The following is a 20,039-nucleotide window of genomic DNA, read 5'->3' as shown; positions in this document are numbered from 1 at the left end:
CTCTCCGGTTGGACGGCAGGCGCAGCTTTGACACAATCAATGCAACGCGGCCCCAAAATGGCCGCGGCGCGAGCTCGACCCCACGTTTGACCTTGTCCTTGCGATGGCAGTCTTGCAAAGCCAGAACGCCGCGAATTTATTGTCAGCGTCTCAATAACGAGGCCCCCGCAACTTTCGGCGCAGAACCGACACGCAACTTGTCGTTTTGTCGGTTCCTAGACACTTCGGTGTCCACCCTGCCTGCAACCAGGAGCTTGCTTAGCCTTTTGAAAACATAGCAAAAGCTTGATCAAGCAGCCTCTGTAAACGCGATTGGCATGAGTTTTGAAACACTATCCTAGAGCAGTACGCTGCCGCGCCGCAGATCATCTCGTGGCGACGTAGCGAAGGAGGGAAGCAACATGTCAAGTGTCACTCAGATCCGAAATTTGTCGAATAGGAGAGTGACCCTCCCGACTGATCGATCTGGTTCGCTACAATCACCGCAATCGCTGGATCTGAAGCAACCTATAGACTTGGATATGGACTTCGATCAGTACGTCTTTTCCTGCGTGCTCTTGCACGTGTTGGAAGAGATTGCGGCCGACGTGGCAACTGCGACCGAGGCAACCGGCCTTTCCCGTGCCGAACTGCGAGACATCCTTAAACACTGTGTTCCCGCCACTGTTAAGCAGGCGTTCAGCTTGGAAAACGTGCGCGAAGCCGAGCCGGGTGTGGAAGAGGAACTTCTGCGGGATCTGTTGCTCGCGCATGCTCGACAGGGCGACCCAACAAGCGCTTGTTTCGCCAAGATCATCGCCCGGCGCGCCTTGCGCCACGACCATCTGTGGCTGGAGCTTGGTCTATCCGATAGGTCCGAACTTAGCCTCTTGCTTGCCATCCATTTTCCCACACTAGCGGCCGGCAATACCAATCACATGAGGTGGAAAAAGTATCTTTATCGCATGCTTTGTGAGGCCGAGGGGTTTTCGCTATGCACGGCACCCAGTTGCCGAGAATGTAAGGAATATAGAAACTGCTTTGTTCCTGAGCAAAGCGAAACACCGGGATGCGCGACCGGTTTGAATTAGGTGAAGCTAACGTTTGCTAGTGGCCGCAACTACGCCCTCGGCGTCGATTCGGCAAACGGCTTTGAGCACGGTTCACGCCATATGGGGGATTCGGCAATGAACGTTGAGCATTCTGCGAAGATCCGCGGCAAGACACCATTCCATCGACATCTCTATGTCCAAGTTCTTGCGGCAATCGCCACGGGTATCCTGCTCGGGCATTTGTACCCCGCAGTCGGCACGCAGATGCAGCCGCTCGGCGACGCCTTCATCAAGCTCGTGAAGATGATTATCGCGCCGGTCATCTTCCTGACCGTTGCAACTGGTATCGCCAGCATAACCGATCTCGCCAAGGTCGGTCGCGTCGCCGCTAAGGCGATGGCGTACTTCTTGACCTTTTCGACGCTGGCGCTTGTCGTGGGCCTCGTGGTCGTGAATGTGGTGCAGCCGGGCGCGGGCATGCATATCGACCCGGCCTCGCTCGACGTGAACTCGATCGCCACCTACATGGCGAAGGCAAACGATCAGTCGGTGACCGCTTTCCTCATGCACATCATTCCGACGACGCTTGCAGGCGCCTTCGCCGAAGGCGACATCCTTCAAGTTCTCTTTATCTCCGTTCTCTTTGGCATGGCCCTTGCTATGGTCGGAAAGAAGGCCGAGCTAGTCGTCGACTTCCTGCAAGCGCTGGCACTGCCGATCTTCCAGCTGGTGACGATCCTCATGAAAGCGGCACCAATCGGTGCCTTCGGAGCCATGGCCTTCACGATCGGCAAGTACGGCGTCGCCTCGATCGCCAACCTCGCAATGTTGATCGGCACCTTCTATCTCACCTCATTCCTCTTCGTCTTCCTCGTGCTCGGTGCGGTGGCGCGTTATAACGGTTTTTCGATCGTCGCGCTCATCCGCTATATAAAGGAGGAACTGCTGCTGGTACTGGGCACCTCGTCCTCAGAGGCTGCGCTTCCAGGCCTCATGAACAAGATGGAGAAGGCGGGCTGCAAGCGTTCGGTCGTTGGTCTCGTCATCCCGACCGGTTTTTCCTTTAACCTCGATGGCACCAACATCTACATGACCCTTGCGGCGCTCTTCATTGCCCAGGCGACCGACACACCGCTTTCTCTCGGCGACCAGATCCTGCTGCTGTTCGTCGCCATGCTGAGTTCAAAGGGTGCAGCCGGCATAACCGGCGCCGGTTTCATCACGCTTGCCGCGACGCTCTCGGTCGTTCCGGCGGTGCCGGTCGCCGGTATGGCGCTGATCCTCGGCATCGACCGTTTCATGTCGGAATGCCGGGCAATTACTAATATTATCGGCAATGCAATTGCAACGCTCGTCGTGGCGAAGTGGGAAGGCGAGCTCGATCGAGCGCAGCTCTCGGCAGCGCTTGCCGGCGAGGTGCCGATCAAATCATTCCGCCGGTGACCAAGCCGGCCAAGTAATGCCTCCCAGGGCCCGCACGGCAAGTGCGGTTTAGCGCGATCTGGTCTCCAGATCGCGCTTTTTTTGCGCCGATGGGCGCACCTTGCCTGCAGCATACGAAGACAACTGGAAGCAGCACCGCCAGGGAGGGACCCAGTAGCTCGCTGATTGGCTCAGATTAGTGTGTGCAGCTCCGACTTCCTGCCCTCATTCGAAATGAAACCGGCACCTTTTTTTGTTGCATCCGTGACACAGGCCAGTCGCGTCAACCTCTCGCTTTCCCTAGGCCTAAATATCTGAAAACGGTCATAAAAAACATTTCTGCGGCCTAATACCAGCGAGCGCAGAGTACGACTCACTTGGGATTGAACTAAGCCGCTACCGCGGCAATTGCGGCGGGCTTTGAGAAGAGCCTCCTGGCTGAGAGGATGAGGGTGTTGCAAACCCACCCTTCAGACAGGAGGTCCAGATGGCCGAGATAAGCCCTCTTCGCCGCCGGATGATCGAGGACATGACGGTCCGCAATCTGTCTCCGGCCACCCAACGATCCTATATCAATGCCGTCCAGAAGTTCAGCCGCCATTTCGGCCACTCGCCGGATCGGCTTGATCTTGAAGATGTCCGCGCGTTCCAAGTCTACCTTGTCTCAGGTGGAATATCCTGGGCGGCATTGAACCAGATCGTCTGCGCGCTGCGGTTTTTTTATGGGGTCACGCTCGGTCAGAATGAGATCCCGGAGCGCATCCCCTATGCCCGCGCACCGCGGAAGCTACCCATCGTTCTGTCGACGGACGAGGTAGTCCAATTCCTGGAAGCTGTCTCCAGCCTGAAGGCGCGTGTGGCACTAACCTGCGCCTATGGAGCCGGTCTCAGGGTCTCGGAAGTCTGCGGACTAAGCATCGGTGATATCGACAGCTCGCGCATGGTGATTCATATCCGCCATGGCAAGGGCGGCAAAGCCCGCTACGTCATGCTGTCGCCGGAACTGCTCGGCATCCTACGCAGCTATTGGCGCTTGACGAGGCCCAAGACGCTGCTCTTTCCCGGACGCAATCCTGACAAGCCGATCGAGCCGACGGTGTTGCATGCCGCTTGTCGTTCGGCGGTTGCAGCAACGGGACTGGCCAAGCGGGTCACCATCCATACATTGCGGCACAGTTTTGCCACCCACTTGCTGGAGAACGGCACCGATATTCGTATTATCCAAGTACTGCTCGGTCATGCACACCTGTCGAGCACGGCACATTACACGCGGGTTTCCACCGACACGATCCGCTCCACGGCAAGCCCGCTTGACCGATTGCGACTGGAGGTGACGCCGCCGGTATCATAATCGGTTGCGCCCCGCTTTCGAAGTTGCCGACATCTTTCGGCGACACGGTGGCTGCTACAGGCGAGAGAACGCCGGTCATCTTAGTCGTGGCGAACGACGTGTCATGGGCGCGATCGAAGCTTGCCGCACACCCAGGCTCGGCGGCCATGTCGATGCCTGCGATGAGTGTGGCACGACTCGCATCTCCTATAATTCCTGCCGCAATCGTCACTGCCCGAAGTGCCAGGGCATAGCTCGCAGGGGATGGGTCGCGGCCCGCATCTGCGATCTCTTGCCGGTCCAGTACTTCCATGTGGTCTTCACACTACCGCCTGGCATCGCCGAGATAGCCTTCCACAACAAGGCGGTCGTCTACGCACTGCTGATGCGGATCGCAGCCCAGACGCTGCAGACGGTCGCCGCCGACCCTAAACGGCTGGGTGCCGAGATCGGTATCATCGCCGTGCTTCACACCTGGGGCCAGGCGATGACCCACCATCCCCACGTCCACTGCGTCATACCAGGCGGCGGTCTCTCACCGGATAAGTCAAAGTGGATTGCATGCCGGCCGGGCTTTTTCTTGCCCGTCCGAGTTCTATCGCGTGTCTTCCGGCGGCTCTTTCTGACGGCCCTTGCTGACGCCTTCGCTCAGCGTAAACTTCGCTTCTCCAACGCGCTTGCACGCCTTGCCGACCCCACCGCTTTCACCAGCCATCTCGCGCACGCCCGTCGCAGTGAATGGGTCGTCTACGCCAAGCCGCCGTTTGGCGGACCGGACCAAGTGCTCGCCTATCTCGGCAGATACACCCATCGTGTGGCCATCGCCAACAGTCGTATCGTCGGTGCCGATGACGAGCATGTCGACTTCCGGTGGAAGGACTATCGACGCCAAGGACATGATCGCGAGAAGATCATGCGCCTTGACCCGCTCGAGTTTATCCGGCGCTTCCTTCTCCACGTACTACCCGACGGCTTTCACCGTATGCGTCACTTCGGCTTTCTCGCCAATAGCCATCGCCGGCAACGCATCGCCCTCTGTCGGGACCTGCTGGGCCAGCGGTCGACGTCGGCCGAGCAACCGCATTGCCTCAACCCAAATCAAGGCTACCCCTTCACATGCCCCGAATGTGACCGGCCGATGCGTCGGATGAAGGCCAACATCCGACCCGCTCAAGCACGGTCATCTTCATTCCGATGTGACACATCATGACATCAGGCGATCGGCAGACGACCCATATCACCCGCCGACTTGGACGCCGTTCCGGCGGACAATCGTCGCTGCCTGGAACCAGGCCAGATGTTCGATCCGTAGGCGCAAATGCATCCATATCGGCACAACCGGCACAGCGACCCGCGACATTGCGCTTCGACAATCATGTAAAACCTCGCCGTCTGCCACTTGATTGCGCGCCCTCAGGGCCACCGCATCACCGCGCCGGAACCGGACGCAGAACGCAATCCCCATAGTGCCAAACAACCCGCGCCTTCGTTCAATCCGGCTTATGTGAGGTCGGCCGAGTATGACGCCACTGTCCTATCCGACCTCACATAACCCTCCAGATTCCCGAATCGGTGAAAATCTGAATCCATGGGGCAAACGGGAGGTTTGCAATGGGTTCGGCGATTGCATTGCGCGATGATTTTGATGGTCCTGCTCTGCGGCAGTTCGCGAAAGGGACCAAGGATGCCGCTCAAGCGCGGCGGCTTCTGGCGTTGGCGGAAATTTATGACGGCGGCTCGCGTACAGATGCGGCCCGGATCGGGGGCGTGACCTTGCAGATTGTTCGCGACTGGGTCGTTCGTTTCAATGAGCACGGGTCGGCCGGGCTCCTCAACGGCAAGGCTCCCGGCAATCGGCCCAAGCTGAATGATGATCAGCGCCAGGCCTTGGCCAAGATTGTAGAGCGTGGTCCGATCCCGGCTATCCACGGTGTCGTTCGGTGGCGGCGCAAGGATCTGGTCCAATGGATCTTCCAGGAATTCCGGATCTCGATGGACGAGACCACGGTTGGTCGCGAATTGAAGGCTCTCGGCTTTGCCAAGCTGTCTGCCCGGCCGCGCCACTACGCCCAGAATGAACCCGAAGTGGACGCTTTTAAAAAGAGTTCCCTGCCGCATTGGCAGCCATCAGAAGCAGCCTCCCGAAGAATACCGAGATCGAACTCTGGTGGGCCGACGAGGCGCGCATAGGTCAGAAAAACAAGATCACCCGCCGATGGGCTCGCCGTGGCACCCGACCTTCAGCGCCGCTGGATCAACGGACGATGTGGGCGTACATCTTCGGTGCCATCTGCCCCAAGAAAGGTAAGGGCGCGGGCCTCGTATTGCCCTATTGCGATACCGACGCCATGAATCAACATCTGCTGGAAATCAGCCAGGCAGTCGATGACGGCGCTCACGCGGTCCTCATCCTCGATCAAGCCGGATGGCACGTCACGCCGAAGCTCAGCGTCCCTGACAACATCACATTGCTGTTCTTGCCGCCGCGTTCGCCTGAATTGAACCCTGTCGAAAACGTCTGGCAGTTTATGAGGGACAACTGGCTGTCGAACCGCATCTTCACAGACTACGAGGACATCGTCGCTCACTGCTGTGCCGCCTGGAACAAACTCGTCGCGCAACCCTGGAAGATAATGTCCATTGGACTGCGCGAGTGGGCGCATCGGTTTTGATCAATGCATGTTGGTATAATTAGTCAGATTGGCATGAGATTTGAAACCTCTCCATCACAAAGCAGCGGCCACTACGAGCCTGCAGCTGTGTCGCGGGCAGACGCGATGGAGGAAAGGAAGAGGAAACTTTGGAAAAGTATTACGCTGCATGGAAGAGGAGAATCTCATCGTTTTGCTCCATTTTAGAGTGCGTTGCGACGCCGGTTCCGATCTTTTTGAACCGTGTTGCCTGTCGCCGTCGGCAGCGCGTGATCAGGCTTCTTCATCGCGCCATTCGAGCTTGAGAAAGTACCGCCGCGCGGCGAGTCCTTTCGCTCGCTTTTCGCTTGAGAGGCCGCAAACCGCTGACGAGATTAGCGACCCGGCCCAACCTGAAAACGACCCAGCTGATGAGTGGCGAGAGAGAAGTAAAACCTATGGGGAAAGCGATTTCCGTTCCCGATCATATCCCGCTCGATTGTTGAGACTTAACTGTTCAAATCGTCCGGCCTGTACCGGCGCCCAATGGAACTCCGCTACACGCATCTGTCGCATCCATGGAGAACCCCTGTCTCGTTTCCCCTTTGACACGCGCGATGGGCCAGGTACATGGCTGATCCCGCGCCCGCGAGACCAGTGCAAGGCGCTGGATGACCCGCAGACCCTTTCTAGGGCGTAAACCCATTAATGTTCTTGGCGTTTTGCGTGCCTCGTGATTCAAGGCTTCCGAATGAGGAGCCATGATGACACGCCGCCGCTACGAACTCACGGACCAGGAATGGTCGATTATTTCGCCACTTCTTCCCAACAAGCCGCGCGGCGTTCCCCGTGTCGACGACCGACGGGTGTTGAATGGCATCCTTTGGCGCTTCCGAACAGGCTCTCCTTGGGCGGAAGTTCCTGAGCGGTATGGGCCGCCAACCACCTGCTACAACCGCTTCGTCCGCTGGCGGAAGGCTGGTGTCTGGGATCGGCTTCTTGAAGCGGTTTCAGAAGCTTACGATGGCGACATCGTCATGATCGACTCGACCTGTGTTCGCGTTCACCAGCACGCGGCCACGGGAAAAAAGGGGATCAAGACGATGGTGGCATGGGACGTTCCCGCGGCGGGCTCACGAGCAAAATCCACGCGCTCGTCGATGCTGAAGGTCGGCCCGTCACGCTCCGCCTGACCGGCGGGCAGATTGCTGATTGCACTGAAGCCGATGCGCTGACTGACAGCCTCGGCGAAGGCGACATCCTGCTTGCCGACAAGGGCTATGACAGTAACGCCATCCGGGCTAAGGCGGCCGCGCGCAAAGCCTGGGCCAACATCCCGCCCAAAGCAAATCGGACGGGCTCCTTCTCATTCTCGCGCTGGGTTTATCGGCAGCGAAACCTCGTGGAGCGGTTTTTCAACAAGATCAAACAGTTCAGAGGTATCGCCACACGCTACGACAAGCGCCCGGAAAACTATCTCGCCGCTGTCAAACTTGTCGCGGCGCGGATCTGGTGTCAGAGTTTATGAGTCGACGCCCTAGTCATTGCAGCATCTTTTTCCCAGCGCTCAGCGAACGTTGGTCAATGATCCCGCTCGAGCTACATCCACCGGCCTATGGCATCTTTGGTGCACTCCTAAATTCGCTGTACTCGATTGGGCGAGTGCGCGGCCTGCTCCGCATGCGGAGGCCATAATGCATGGACAGGCTGCCGATCAAGTCGGTGCCATCTGCTTTCGGGTCAATCCTGACGGGATACTGGAAGTTCTTCTGATCACGACACGCGAAACGCACCGCTGGACCATCCCGAAGGGATGGCCGATCAAGGGGTTGCGGCCGCATGAGGTTGCGGAACGTGAAGCGTGGGAAGAAGGCGGCATAAAAGGCAAAGGCAAAAAGAAGCCGTACGGGTACTACACATATCTGAAGAGGCTTAAAGACAATCGCTCCATTCAGTGCGTCGTGGAAGTCCATCTCCTGAAGGTTAAAAAGGTTAGATTCACATTTCCGGAGTGTCGAGAACGCGTGCTAATCTGGCTGCCACCAACCGAGGCATCTTCATTGGTTCCGGAATGGGAGCTGAAGAGCCTCATTTCCGGACTGCACGCCAAATTTAGCTCCGGCGAAACCGGAAAATGAGATCGCCCACGGGCGGTGGGTCAGACCAACGCTGTGTACAGGGCGGCAATCAATCAAGGTGAGACGCGTTCTCTCATCTAGTACTACAGTTGCGTTTGACATGAAATCATGATTCACTCTTGGCATTTAGCTGGAGGGAATTCATGTCCGTCGCAAGCTGGTCTGGATCGGTACTGGCATGGCAACGCGAGCTCGATGCATTGAAGGAGCGCCTGGGGCCGGTTTTTCGTCGCCATGAATTGCGCTTATCGAGTGGTGCCTTTCTTGATGGCGTGCTGTCGGGGGTGGAGCGCAAGACCGGTTGGCTGATGGCCGAGCAGGCTGGCCTGGAGCGTCCTTATCGGATGCAATCGCTATTGGGGCGCAGCCATTGGAATGCTGACGCTTTGCGCGATGTCGTTCGGGCTTATGCGGTGGAGGCTCTGGGGGATGCAGACGGCGTTCTGGTGGTGGACGAGACCGGGTTCCTGAAAAAGGGCGAGCATTCGGTGGGGGTGGCAAGGCAATATTCCGGGACGGCCGGCCGAATTGAGAACAGTCAGGTGGGTGTCTTCCTTGCCTATGCAAGCCGCTATGGCCAAACCCTGGTCGACCGGCAGCTGTATCTGCCGAAAGCCTGGGCTGACGATGAGGTGCGGCGTGCTTCTGCGCAGATCCCACAAGAGCAGCATTTTGCCACCAAGCCGGAGATCGCCTGTGATCTGATCGCGGCGGCACTCGATGCCGGCGTACCCTGTGCCTGGGTGCTGGCCGATGCACTTTATGGTTCGGATTCACGGCTACGCAGGATGCTGGAAGGCCGCGGCCAGCCTTATGTTTTGGCGGTGCGCTCCAATCATCGCCTGCGCTTCGTTCGCGACCAGGGGATCGAGCAAACCGATCCCGAAACCATGGCCGATGAGTTGAAACCAGAAGCTTGGCACAGCCATGCCGCCGGCGAAGGGGCTAAAGGCTTGAGGCTCTATGAGTGGGCTCGCATTCCTCTTAGCTCTCGCCCTGATCCACAATGGGAGCGCTGGCTCTTGATCCGCCGCAACCGGCGCGAGCCAAATGACCGCGCCTATTATTTTGTCTTTGCGCCTGCCGGGACCGAGCTTTGCGAGTTGGCAGGTGCTGCTGGGCTGCGTTGGACGATCGAGGAATGCTTCCAGCGCGCCAAGGATGATCTCGGCCTTGACCATTGCGAGGCCCGTTCCTAGCATGCCTGGCACCGTCACATGACACTCGTCATGGCGGCTGCAGCCTTCCTCGCCAAGTTGGGTTCCGATCTGCGCCGAAGCGCCGGTGGCAAACCGAACGAAACGAGTCCAAACCAGCCAATCGCCGCCTGACCAACAAACTCGCGCTTCTACCAAGCGTCGCAGAGATCCGCTATCTGATCACACGGCTCCTACTGCGACCCCCGATCAAGACAGCCTTCGTTCTCGCATGGTCACTCTGGAGACGAAAACATCAAGCCTCCGCAATGAGCGCGCACTACAAAAACAGGCGCAACTGTAGTACTAGGTTGACGCGCTATACCTATGACCGATCGACCTCTTCTGCTGGCGGCTCCTTGTTAGACTTTGGACGCCGTGTAGAGGACGCGTTATCAGCGCAGTGAGCGCACCGCTAGACGCTCCAGGGGCACTTCCTTCGAAAGCGCCAAACTGGCGACAGCGGCGTCAGGTGACGTCATCAGATACCTCCCCGGAGGTTTTGTCGGAGTCGCGACACAGCCTTCTTTAACATCCTGAGCCTAAGTTATTGAAAGATCGCCCGTAATTCACTCCTCGTCTTGATCGGGGAGATTGGCATGAGATTTGACTGTCTTACTTCGCACCCGTGAAGCTGACGAGTCGGTTGGACAGAAGGAGAAAATAGAGTGCAGCGAGATTACATTCCAGATCATGTTCCGTCCGCGTTGGTGAGGGACTTCAGTCTGTTCACATCGCCCGGCATGGCACCAACAGCGAATGGAGACCCGCACGCAGCTGTTGCTCGCGTCCATGGAGAGCCCCACATTTTCTATTCCCCCTATAACACGCGGGATGGACGGGGTACCTGGGTAATCACTCGCGCGCGCGACCAGCGCAAGGTGCTAGAGGATATCGAAACCTTTTCCAGCCATCGCAGCATCTTCTCCTCCGCACTCGGCGAAGACTGGCCAATGATCCCGCTCGAGCTCCAGCCACCCGACCATGGTATCTTTCGTGCACTCCTAGATCCGCTGTTCACCCCTAGGCGAGTGATGGCATTGGAGCGGAATGTCCGTAAGCAAGCGAGTGCGCTGATCAACCTGATCGCCCGAATGAGGACCAGCTGTGACGTCATGAAGGATTTCGCCATCCCATTCACAGTTGACGTTTACCTCGGCCTTTTGGGGTTCTCGAACAGCCGATCCGACGTTCTCATTCGCTGGGTAAGCGACTTGCTCCACGGCAATGGTGTTAATCGAACGGAAGCGGCCAAATCGATCGTGAATTTTATTGATGAAGTTGCAGCGATGCGTCGGAAGCAACCAGCTGCTGATTTCATGACGTTCGTTGTGCGGGCGCAGGTCGAGGGTCGCTCCCTGACAAACGAGGAAGTGCGCGGCATCGGCGTACTTTTCTTGATTGCGGGACTCGACACGGTCGCTGCCGCATTAGGCTTTGACCTGGCCTATCTCGCAAGCAATCCAGAGGATCAGGAATTGCTACGGAGAGAGCCGGACCGGATCCCCCTCGCGGTTGAAGAATTGTTGCGCGCCTATTCAACCGTTCAGATTATTCGTGTGGCTACGAAAGATGCCGACTTTGAAGGAGTAACGATCCGTAAGGGAGACTTCGTTTCCTGCGCCACGATGATTGCTAACCGCGACCCCGCCGAATTTGAGTGCCCTGACAGGATCGACCTGGCACGACAGGGCAACCACCACATAGCGTTTGGCTATGGTCCTCATCTTTGCCTAGGGGCAAACCTTGCCCGGCGGGAGATTGCTATAGGGGTCCATGAATGGCTGGCGCGGATCCCCACCTTTCGGATCAAGGAAGGTACGGCGCCGATTACCCATGGGGGTCATGTATTCGGAGTTCAAAATTTAATTCTGACCTGGTCCTGACCAGCCTCGCTGGCGTGGCGAAAAACAAGGTGCTCTCGGCCGCACCACACTGTGGGCTTTAAACGGGAGTGAACGGATGACAGAGGCTCTTAGCGCAATGATCCCCCAATCAGTGGGCATTCTTCCTACAGCATGCCATGGCATGTGGCGTGCAAGAAGATTCGTCTACGGTCCGGGGAGCGCTAGTGGACTCTTGGCTTCCCAAGGCTGATCAAATCAAATTCATGATGTTTAGAGTCGGACTCGAAAAGAGTTCAATGGTAACAATACCTTGCGAGACGTCTAGTGATGAGGCGGATATGGGCGATCATGATCCATGCCTCGGCTGAAGCGATGGATTTTTCGACGTCCTTCGCCAATCTCCGGCACCTTCCAAGCCATGCAAATGTTCGCTCGACGACCCAACGGCGTGGTAGCACTTCGAAGCCTTTGGTCTTGTCGCTGCGCTTGATGATTTCGACCGTGAAGCGACCGACCTTCTTCAGCTTCCGTTTCAATTTGTCGCCCGCATAGCCACCGTCGGCGAAAACATGCAGCAACCATGGCCATCTGTGACAAATGGATTTCAGTAAATCGGGAGCGCCATCGCGGTCCTGGATATCGGCGCTGTGAACCATGAGGCCAACCAGCAGGCCGAGTGTGTCGACGACGATATGGCGCTTGCGGCCCTTGATCTTTTTGCCGGCGTCGTAACCTCGAATGCCGCCGCTTTCGGTGGTTTTGACGCTTTGGCTGTCGATCACGCCTGCCGTAGGACTGGCCTCTTTGCCTTCCAGTTCGCGCGCCGCCATCACTAGATGGTGGTTGATGCGGGCCCAAAGCCCAATACCCCGCCACGCATAGAAGTATCGCTGAACCGTCGAGCACGGCGGAAAGTCCTTTGGCAGCATCCGCCATTGGCAGCCGGTCGAGGCGATATACAAAAGCGCATTCATGACCTCACGCAGCACCGTTGTTCGCGGTCGCCCAAGTCGACGGGGCGCAGGTAGGAGCGGCTCGACAATTCGCCATTCTCTATCCGTCATATCGCTTGCATAGCGTGCTGCTCGCCGGGCATATTGCCGACGGGTGGTTTCGGTCCAGGCCATCGTGAACTCCATCGAATCTTCGCAAATCCGAAGGAATCACAACCTGTTGAAATCACCCACTTCTTTTTGAGGCAGCCTCTTAGCTCGACTTTGTACATTATGCAGCGAAGCAAAGTGCTTGTGTCATCCGCTTGAGGCGGCTTGGTTGAGTTTCAGGAATGTCCGGGTCTGGCGGGTACTGTCGATAAATATCCTGATCCCACAGGATCATGCGAACCGCACCGATGGCATCGGAGAAGGTGAACTCTGTTTTCTTGTACCAGGCGGCGGCATAGGGAATGACGCCATGACCGAGCAGATCGCATGCCCAGAGTGTGACGAGGCTGTAGAGCGCCAGCAGCGACGGGGTCGTGCGCATGATGGCTTTGTCGTTCCACTGCCGTTGGGTTTCCACGCCAAGATGCGCTCGCGTTTCGGCGAAGGTGACCTCGATCTGCCAGCGCCGAACGAAATAGGCAATGATCTGAGCGGGCTCAAGGTTGACGTTGGTGCTCATGAACGCCTGGGGTTCACGACGGCCTGATGGATCGCGAACGAGAACCCAGCGAATTGGTCTTGGGGGCGTTCCACGCCGATACCAGAGGCCGGTTCCTGATGTGACATCAAGGGTTTTGTCGGTTTGCTTGCCGTACCAGGACGATGCGACGATGCGCTGCCACTCGGTCTTTGCGTCTTTGAGGAGCGTTTTCAGTTTCGGCAATGGCCTGCCTTTTTGCGCCGGTCGCCCGAGCGTATGTTCGTGCCGTTGATCTGGTGGAGCAAAGAGACTGGCATCCAGACGCAACCGCGTGATGAGAGTGGCCGTGTCGGGAAGAGCCGCAGCCAGTGTATGAACGGCAAAGCTGCTATCGCCGACAAAGATGATTTCGCGGCCCGGCAGCCAGCGGCAAAGCTGCAAGACGCCTTGCCTTGCCCAATCAGTCAGCAGCTTGTGCTTTCGGCCCTTCTTCTGATCATGGCGCTCAGAGGGACACAGGATCGTCAGCACCGGCAGGGCTTTAATACATTTTGCCCATGGGACAGGTGAAAGAACAATGAAGCTCAACCATCTCAAGCCGCTGGCCTTGACAAAGTGGCCATGGCTGGAGCGCACCGGGTCACGATAAATTCCACGCGCGGCGATGCGTTGGCCCCAACGCCGTTCGATTGTATCATCCATGCCAATCACGACAGGGCCCTCGGGCACGAGCCGGGCAACAATGACGGACAGCAGACGGGCCGCCAACGTGCGAGGGTTCCAGCGGGCTCGGTTGAGGAGCTGATGATAGGCGGCAAAATTACTTACCTCCGCGCGTCCGGTGATGCGCAGGCAGGCCGTCACCGTTCGCTTGCCAGGCGAAAGGAGCGCACCCATCACCAGGACCAGCAGATGCTCCCAGCTTGGCGCGGTAAACCAGAAACGAAACGGCGACAGCCATTTGCGAAGGATGTGGGGGACCGCGTCTCCCGGCTCACGGCTACAATCATGTTGTTCGCTCATCCATTCGTTCGAATCCGATCAAACGAATGGCGCAAGGCCGGGACCCTGCGGCGAATTGATTCACCCAGGGCTGCTCAGATGCCCCCGAAATCACCACCGATTTTGTACAAAGTCGAGCTTAGAGATAATCATGCGTATTTTGGATCGTCTGATTCTTCGGGACGAACAGTGGGAGCGGATATCACCCCACATAATTGGCGATGAGCGCACGCGCGGTTCGTCGGGCCGCGACAATCGCATGTTTGTAGAAGCAGTGCTTTGGATTGTGCGTACCGGCTCGCCCTGGCGTGACCTGCCGGAAGTGTTCGGCGAGTGGAACAGCGTCTACCGCTGTTTCAGCCGCTGGAGCGAGAAGGGCATCTGGTGGCGCATGTTCGACGCGTTAACGGACGATCCAGACTTCGAATTCCTAATCGTTGATTCCACCATCATCCATGTCAATCGGCACGCCACCGGCACAAACAAGGGGCTGAAGATCAAGCCCTTGATAGGCTGGATGGCGCTTTTCGGGGTCGTTGCCGATGGCACCCGGTGAGGTGCGAAAGCCGCCGTTCCAGTTGGTGGAGCGATCATCCGTATAAATGCAATTGGAAGTGAAACCCGTTGAGGAGGAGTGAAACAAATGAGTAATCGTTTACTTTCTATGCTCGTAGCATCCGCGGCGCTGGGATTCGCCATAAGTCCGGCCGAATCAAAGACCGTCATCCAGGTCATGCATCAGGGCGATCCCGATACGGTTTCGGCCTGTGGCGCGGTGGCCAAACGCTTCGAAGAGGCTAATCCGGACGTGGATGTCGAACTGATCTACGCGCCGCACGACGCCTATAACGAGAAGTTCAGCGCCGCCGTCATGTCCAAGCAGATGCCTGACATCATGGAGCTCGACGCGCCGTTTCTCGCAAACTACGTCTGGTCCGGCTACCTGCAGAAAATCAAACCTTTGATCGATCCGGGTGTCCTCGACGACATGACAGACTCCAACATCGCCCAGGGCACCTATCCCGTCGACGAGGAGCTCTATGCGCTCGGCCTGACGGACTCCTCGGTCGTCCTTTACGGCAACAAAAAGTATCTCGAAGCGATTGGCGCCCGGATTCCCAAATCCGTCGATGACGCATGGACGCGAGAGGAGTTCGAAGGCTACCTCGAAAAGCTTTCGAACCTCGAAGACGTCAAATGGCCGATCGACACGTTTCGCGGCTACGGCATCAAGACCGAATGGATCACTTATGCCTATAGCCCGATCCTACAATCGCCAGGCTGCGACCTGATCGACCGGAAGACCTGGAAATTCGTGGGAACGCTCGACAGCGAACCTTGCGTCGATGCGCTGAGGTTGATGCAGACTTGGGTCAAGAACGGCTGGGTCGTGCCGCAATCCTCCGGTACCAACCAGTTCTACGCCGAAGGACATCCGGCTGCTCTCGCGCTCGGCGGCCATTGGGTCTACGCGGAAGCCGCCGCCTCGATGAAGGATGACATTGTCGTCATGCCGCTGCCCAAATTCGGACCGAAGGGCGCAAGTCCGAACGGCACTTGGATCTGGGCCATCACCACGGCCTCCCAGCAGGTGTCAAAGACGGCGATCGCCAGGCCGCCGCATCCGGCCTATCCGATGATCACCTCCACCTTCATGCAGGCAGTCGACGAGATCTTCAATGGCGGCGACGTCAAGACGGCGCTGACGGCCGCGGCCGAGAACATCGACGAGGGAAGACAACGACGGCTACCCACCGTTCGACGAACAGCAATGAAGGTTGATCAATGACACGTCATGCAAAACCCGCTTCGCTTCCCGATGACGACATCGAGACGCTGAGCGCTGTCCTTCCTGCTGGTGCCACGCATGCGTTGCTGAAGGCCGTCCATGCGGGAATCCCCGCCGAGTTAAGTATACAAGCTGATTCTGACAAAGTTGAAGATTGGTCCGATCGCTGACGACAAGACCGGTGAAGGTGTCGATGGAATTGCCCGCGCAGCTCCATCGCGATCTCACCGCCTATGCCGAGGTGCTGGTTCGCCTGATCGCGGCTGTGCTGGAGCGCTTCATTGCCTCGGATCGGGGGTTCGCGAAGGCACACCGCATCTCGATCTAAATTCTAGCTAGTGCCCGTCCATAAACGCCTGTTTTTCTGGGGTTTTCAAGGTTGCTTGTCCACTGAAGGATGTTTGTTGGGACGGGTGATGGCACAGAACCCTGCAGGTTATGGCGCGAAGCGCGATCTGGTGGCAATGGGGTCATGAGGTATCGGCCACCGCTCGCCGGGTGTGCTCTGAACGCTGCCGGATGAGGGGTGTCAGGTCGGCCTGAGGCGGGCGAAGAGGGCGAGATTGTAAGCGACCACCGAGGACCAGACATAAGCCTTAAAGTGGTCGAGCCCGCGCCAGGTGCAGCGCCCCAAGCCATAAGCGCGTTTCAGACAAGAGATGCCGGCCTCGATGCCGGCGCGGAAGTTGCGCAGCCTGCGATAGACCCAGCGGCTTGTGACCATGTCTTCGATGCGGAGGCCGGACTTCTTGTGGAAGGCCATGTCGCGGACGCCGCAGGCTTTGGCTCCGCGCAGATTGGCGCGGCTGGCATAGCCGCCGTCGGCTGCCGACTGACGCGGCGCCTGGCCATAAAAGGCGATGTGGCGTTCCAGCATCGGCAGCAAGCGCTCGCTGTCGGCCGGGTTGCCGGTTTCGACGACGAGGTCGAGGACCAGTCCGCTTCTGCCGGTCGTCAGATTGAGTTTGTGGCCGTAGTCGACGTCGCGGCTGCCCTTGACGATGATGTCGGCATGCGGCTCGAACAGGCTCACCAGCTTCTCGCCGGCCGGGACCGGCTGCCCGGCCAGGACCCGCCGTTCGGTCTGGGCGAGGATCCGTGCGATCAGTGGCCGGTAGTGGCGGAGCTGGGCCTGCCACAGTTCGCCGGCCGGGCCCGCCGTCTGGGGCAACTGTTCGCTCGCCTGCTGCAGATAACTCAAGGTCGTGCGCGTGATCTTGAGCAGTGCGCGGTAGTGCTTCACCCGTTTGGGACGGCCGCGGGTATATTCGATCGCCCGAGCCCGCTTCTTTGCCGCGCGGCGATGGTCGTGCCATGGAATGGCGCTACCCAGTGCCTCGGCCTGCTGCAACAGTCGCACCATCACCCGCACGGCGTCCCATAACAGGCTGCTGTCGCTCGGCTCATGGATCAGTGCCGCGGTGACGGTGCTGTCCACACGCACGACCTTGCCATTTTCCAGCTTCTCCCGCTTGGCGCTCGCCAGCAGCACCCGGTTGATCTCTTCAAAGGTTTGCGCCCGGATCGCGCTGATCGTCTTGTGCAAGACCGACTTCTTCGGGTTCCATCCCCACGGCAGCCGGGCAAAGGCCCGGAACGAGGCGGAGTCTTCGAGATGGAAGGCCAGTTCCTGATAACTCAGCTGGCGATGCTGCTTGAGCAGCGCGCAGCGCAGCACAGCCTCGGCCGGCAGCCCCTCGCGACCGGTCTCCTTGAGACCATGCCGGCGCAGGTCCCGCGTCACCAGCCCGAGCAGATCGCGATGCTCATCCAGCCATTGCGACATCGCCTTCAATTCACGGCCGATCTCGTGCCCGGCAAAAAGATCGAATATACTGGATTGGACGGTGCGTTCTTGGCGCATTGTCGGCTCCGGCGGTTACGGGTTTGTCTTTAGAATCAGTCGCTTGATCTAAAGTATACCTGAAACCGCCGGGCTTTGCCCGCGGAGATATCGCGATTCCTACAATAATTTCAGCAGTTTACCGTTTATGGACGGGCACTAGCTAGTGCCCGTCCATAAACGGCTGTTTTTCTGCGGTTTTGAAAGGTTGTTTGCCGGCTGACATCGTTTCTTGGGACGCGTGATGGCACAAGACCTCGCAGGTTATGGCCCGAAGAGCGATCTGGCGGCAATGGGGTCATGAGGTATCGGCCACCGCTCGCCGGGTGTGCTCTGAACGCTGCCGGATGAGGGGTGTCAGGTCGGCCTGAGGCGGGCGAAGAGGGCGAGATTGTAAGCGACCACCGAGGACCAGACATAAGCCTTAAAGTGGTCGAGCCCGCGCCAGGTGCAGCGCCCCAAGCCATAAGCGCGTTTCAGACAAGAGATGCCGGCCTCGATGCCGGCGCGGAAGTTGCGCAGCCTGCGATAGACCCAGCGGCTTGTGACCATGTCTTCGATGCGGAGGCCGGACTTCTTGTGGAAGGCCATGTCGCGGACGCCGCAGGCTTTGGCTCCGCTCAGATTTTCGCGGCTGGCATAGCCGCCGTCGGCTGCCGACTGACGCGGCGCCTGGCCATAAAAGGCGATGTGGCGTTCCAGCATCGGCAGCAAGCGCTCGCTGTCGGCCGGGTTGCCGGTTTCGACGACGAGGTCGAGGACCAGTCCGCTTCTGCCGGTCGTCAGATTGAGTTTGTGGCCGTAGTCGACGTCGCGGCTGCCCTTGACGATGATGTCGGCATGCGGCTCGAACAGGCTCACCAGCTTCTCGCCGGCCGGGACCGGCTGCCCGGCCAGGACCCGCCGTTCGGTCTGGGCGAGGATCCGTGCGATCAGTGGCCGGTAGTGGCGGAGCTGGGCCTGCCACAGTTCGCCGGCCGGGCCCGCCGTCTGGGGCAACTGTTCGCTCGCCTGCTGCAGATAACTCAAGGTGGTCCGCGTGATCTTGAGCAGTGTGCGGTAGTGCTTGATCCGTTTCGGGCGGCCGCGGGAATATTCGATCGCCCGAGCCCGCTTCTTTGCCGCGCGGCGGTGGTCGTGCCATGGAATGGCGCTACCCAGTGCCTTGGCCTGCTGCAACAGTCGCACCATCACCCGCACGGCGTCCCATAACAGGCTGCTGTCGCTCGGCTCATGGATCAGTGCCGCGGTGACGGTGCTGTCCACACGCACGACCTTGCCATTTTCCAGCTTCTCCCGCTTGGCGCTCGCCAGCAGCACCCGGTTGATCTCTTCAAAGGTTTGCGCCCGGATCGCGCTGATCGTCTTGTGCAAGACCGATTTCTTCGGGCTCCATCCCCACGGCAGCCGGGCAAAGGCGCGGAACGAGGCGGAGTCTTCGAGATGGAAGGCCAGTTCCTGATAACTCAGCTGGCGATGCTGCTTGAGCAGCGCGCAGCGCAGCACAGCCTCGGCCGGCAGCCCCTCGCGGCCGGTTTCCTTGACCCCTTGTCGGCGCAGGTCCTCTGTCACTTGGCTCAGCACCTCGCCATGCTCATCCAGCCACTGAGACATGGCTTTCAATTCACGGCCGATCTCGTGCCCGGCAAAAAGATCGAATATACTGGATTGGACGGTGCGTTCTTGGCGCATTGTCGGCTCCGGCGGTTACGGGTTTGTCTTTAGAATCAGTCGCTTGATCTAAAGTATACCTGAAACCGCCGGGCTTTGCCCGCGGCAATATCGCGATTCATACAATAATTTCAGCGGTTTACCGTTTGTGGATGGGCACTAGCTATGCGGATCAGTGCGTTTCGCCTTGACATCGATCAGCTGACTTTCCACCCCGCGGCCCCAGCTCGAATGCGACAGGTAGCGTTCGTCGACCGGCAGCGAGAACCGCACCGAGGACACGCTGCTGATCCAATCGCCGCGGCTGACATTTACTTTGTGGCCGCCGTTGGGGTCGCTGCTGGTTTCCAGAACGTGTATGCTTATGGGATCAATCGTCGACGACGGGTTCCGGCAGCCTCTCTTTCACAACCAAGACGAACCGTTACTCTCCGTGTTGCGCGCTTCCAGTAGGAGGGATCAGCTGAGACAAGGCCCGAGCGTTGGGGAAGACTTTCCTCTAACGGGCGACGGCAGTCATTGACTTTTCCGGCCATTGGCCGTACATAAAAGCCAA

General features: G+C 58.5%; 13 protein-coding genes and 4 pseudogenes. 13 read left to right on the top strand and 4 right to left on the bottom strand.

Annotated elements, in window-relative coordinates; all coding sequences use genetic code 11:
• The first annotated feature begins 521 nt into the window (after positions 1–521).
• The 9 genes and pseudogenes from WGT02_RS33640 to WGT02_RS33600 all read left to right on the top strand — a co-directional run bounded on the left by WGT02_RS33640 (position 522) and on the right by WGT02_RS33600 (position 11,633).
• Entirely contained in the window at positions 522–1,070 is a 549-nt protein-coding gene (locus tag WGT02_RS33640) for a nitrogen fixation protein NifQ (protein ID WP_263623149.1), read from the top strand.
• A 96-nt stretch (positions 1,071–1,166) separates the two neighbouring features.
• Positions 1,167–2,474 (top strand): dicarboxylate/amino acid:cation symporter, encoded by a 1,308-nt coding sequence (locus WGT02_RS33635; RefSeq protein ID WP_208246457.1) that lies wholly within the window; start codon positions 1,167–1,169, stop codon positions 2,472–2,474.
• Positions 2,475–2,940: 466 nt separating this feature from the next.
• Positions 2,941–3,804 (top strand): site-specific integrase, encoded by an 864-nt coding sequence (locus tag WGT02_RS33630; RefSeq protein ID WP_037069958.1) that lies wholly within the window; start codon positions 2,941–2,943, stop codon positions 3,802–3,804.
• A 4-nt stretch (positions 3,805–3,808) separates the two neighbouring features.
• Positions 3,809–4,993 (top strand): IS91 family transposase, encoded by a 1,185-nt coding sequence (locus WGT02_RS33625; protein WP_082321374.1) that lies wholly within the window; start codon positions 3,809–3,811, stop codon positions 4,991–4,993.
• Between the two features lie 401 nt (positions 4,994–5,394).
• Positions 5,395–6,455, top strand: a protein-coding gene (locus tag WGT02_RS33620; RefSeq protein ID WP_112334090.1) for an IS630 family transposase whose coding sequence is annotated in 2 segments (ribosomal slippage) — positions 5,395–5,887 and positions 5,887–6,455 — 1,062 coding nt in all. Because the reading frame shifts where the segments join, the coding sequence is not laid out codon by codon here.
• 722 nt (positions 6,456–7,177) lie between these two features.
• Positions 7,178–7,941, top strand: a protein-coding gene (locus WGT02_RS33615; RefSeq protein ID WP_112334169.1) for an IS5 family transposase whose coding sequence is annotated in 2 segments (ribosomal slippage) — positions 7,178–7,493 and positions 7,493–7,941 — 765 coding nt in all. Because the reading frame shifts where the segments join, the coding sequence is not laid out codon by codon here.
• Positions 7,942–8,107: 166 nt separating this feature from the next.
• A complete protein-coding gene (locus WGT02_RS33610; protein WP_208246307.1) occupies positions 8,108–8,551 on the top strand; it encodes an NUDIX hydrolase in 444 nt (147 codons plus the stop codon).
• A 143-nt stretch (positions 8,552–8,694) separates the two neighbouring features.
• Positions 8,695–9,882, top strand: a pseudogene (locus WGT02_RS33605) (IS701 family transposase).
• A 533-nt stretch (positions 9,883–10,415) separates the two neighbouring features.
• Positions 10,416–11,633 (top strand): cytochrome P450, encoded by a 1,218-nt coding sequence (locus WGT02_RS33600; RefSeq protein ID WP_208246305.1) that lies wholly within the window; start codon positions 10,416–10,418, stop codon positions 11,631–11,633.
• 254 nt (positions 11,634–11,887) lie between these two features.
• Here WGT02_RS33600 and WGT02_RS33595 read toward each other — a convergent pair whose 3' ends face one another.
• Together WGT02_RS33595 and WGT02_RS33590 are read right to left on the bottom strand one after the other, a co-directional pair.
• On the bottom strand, positions 11,888–12,721 hold the full coding sequence (locus WGT02_RS33595) for an IS5 family transposase (RefSeq protein ID WP_037070297.1): 834 nt from the start codon (positions 12,719–12,721) through the stop codon (positions 11,888–11,890).
• Positions 12,722–12,818: 97 nt separating this feature from the next.
• A complete protein-coding gene (locus WGT02_RS33590) occupies positions 12,819–14,201 on the bottom strand; it encodes a transposase (protein WP_208245700.1) in 1,383 nt (460 codons plus the stop codon).
• A gap of 130 nt (positions 14,202–14,331) precedes the next feature.
• Here WGT02_RS33590 and WGT02_RS33585 point away from each other — a divergent pair.
• The 4 genes and pseudogenes from WGT02_RS33585 to WGT02_RS33570 form a co-directional block, all read left to right on the top strand.
• Positions 14,332–14,702: pseudogene (locus tag WGT02_RS33585) on the top strand (IS5 family transposase); the annotation flags it as partial.
• A gap of 121 nt (positions 14,703–14,823) precedes the next feature.
• Positions 14,824–15,955, top strand: a pseudogene (locus WGT02_RS33580) (ABC transporter substrate-binding protein).
• A gap of 10 nt (positions 15,956–15,965) precedes the next feature.
• Positions 15,966–16,139 carry a hypothetical protein gene (locus WGT02_RS33575; protein WP_208246303.1) on the top strand — a complete coding sequence of 58 codons (174 nt, stop codon included), beginning with the start codon at positions 15,966–15,968 and terminating at the stop codon, positions 16,137–16,139.
• Positions 16,108–16,297: pseudogene (locus tag WGT02_RS33570) on the top strand (DUF2274 domain-containing protein). Before WGT02_RS33575 ends, WGT02_RS33570 begins: the two are co-directional and overlap by 32 nt.
• A 201-nt stretch (positions 16,298–16,498) precedes the next feature.
• Here the strand turns inward: WGT02_RS33570 and WGT02_RS33565 are convergent.
• Entirely contained in the window at positions 16,499–17,833 is a 1,335-nt protein-coding gene (locus WGT02_RS33565; RefSeq protein WP_208246032.1) for an ISNCY family transposase, read from the bottom strand.
• Positions 17,834–18,169: 336 nt separating this feature from the next.
• The gene (locus WGT02_RS33560; RefSeq protein WP_208246301.1) at positions 18,170–19,504 is read right to left on the bottom strand and encodes an ISNCY family transposase; all 1,335 of its coding nucleotides are present in this window, start codon (positions 19,502–19,504) and stop codon (positions 18,170–18,172) included.
• Positions 19,505–20,039: the final 535 nt, after the last annotated feature.

The organism is Rhizobium sp. T1470 (genome assembly GCF_042140505.1).
In the GTDB taxonomy this organism is placed as follows: Bacteria; Pseudomonadota; Alphaproteobacteria; order Rhizobiales; family Rhizobiaceae; genus Rhizobium; species Rhizobium favelukesii.
This window is presented reverse-complemented; position numbering and strand designations above follow the sequence as displayed.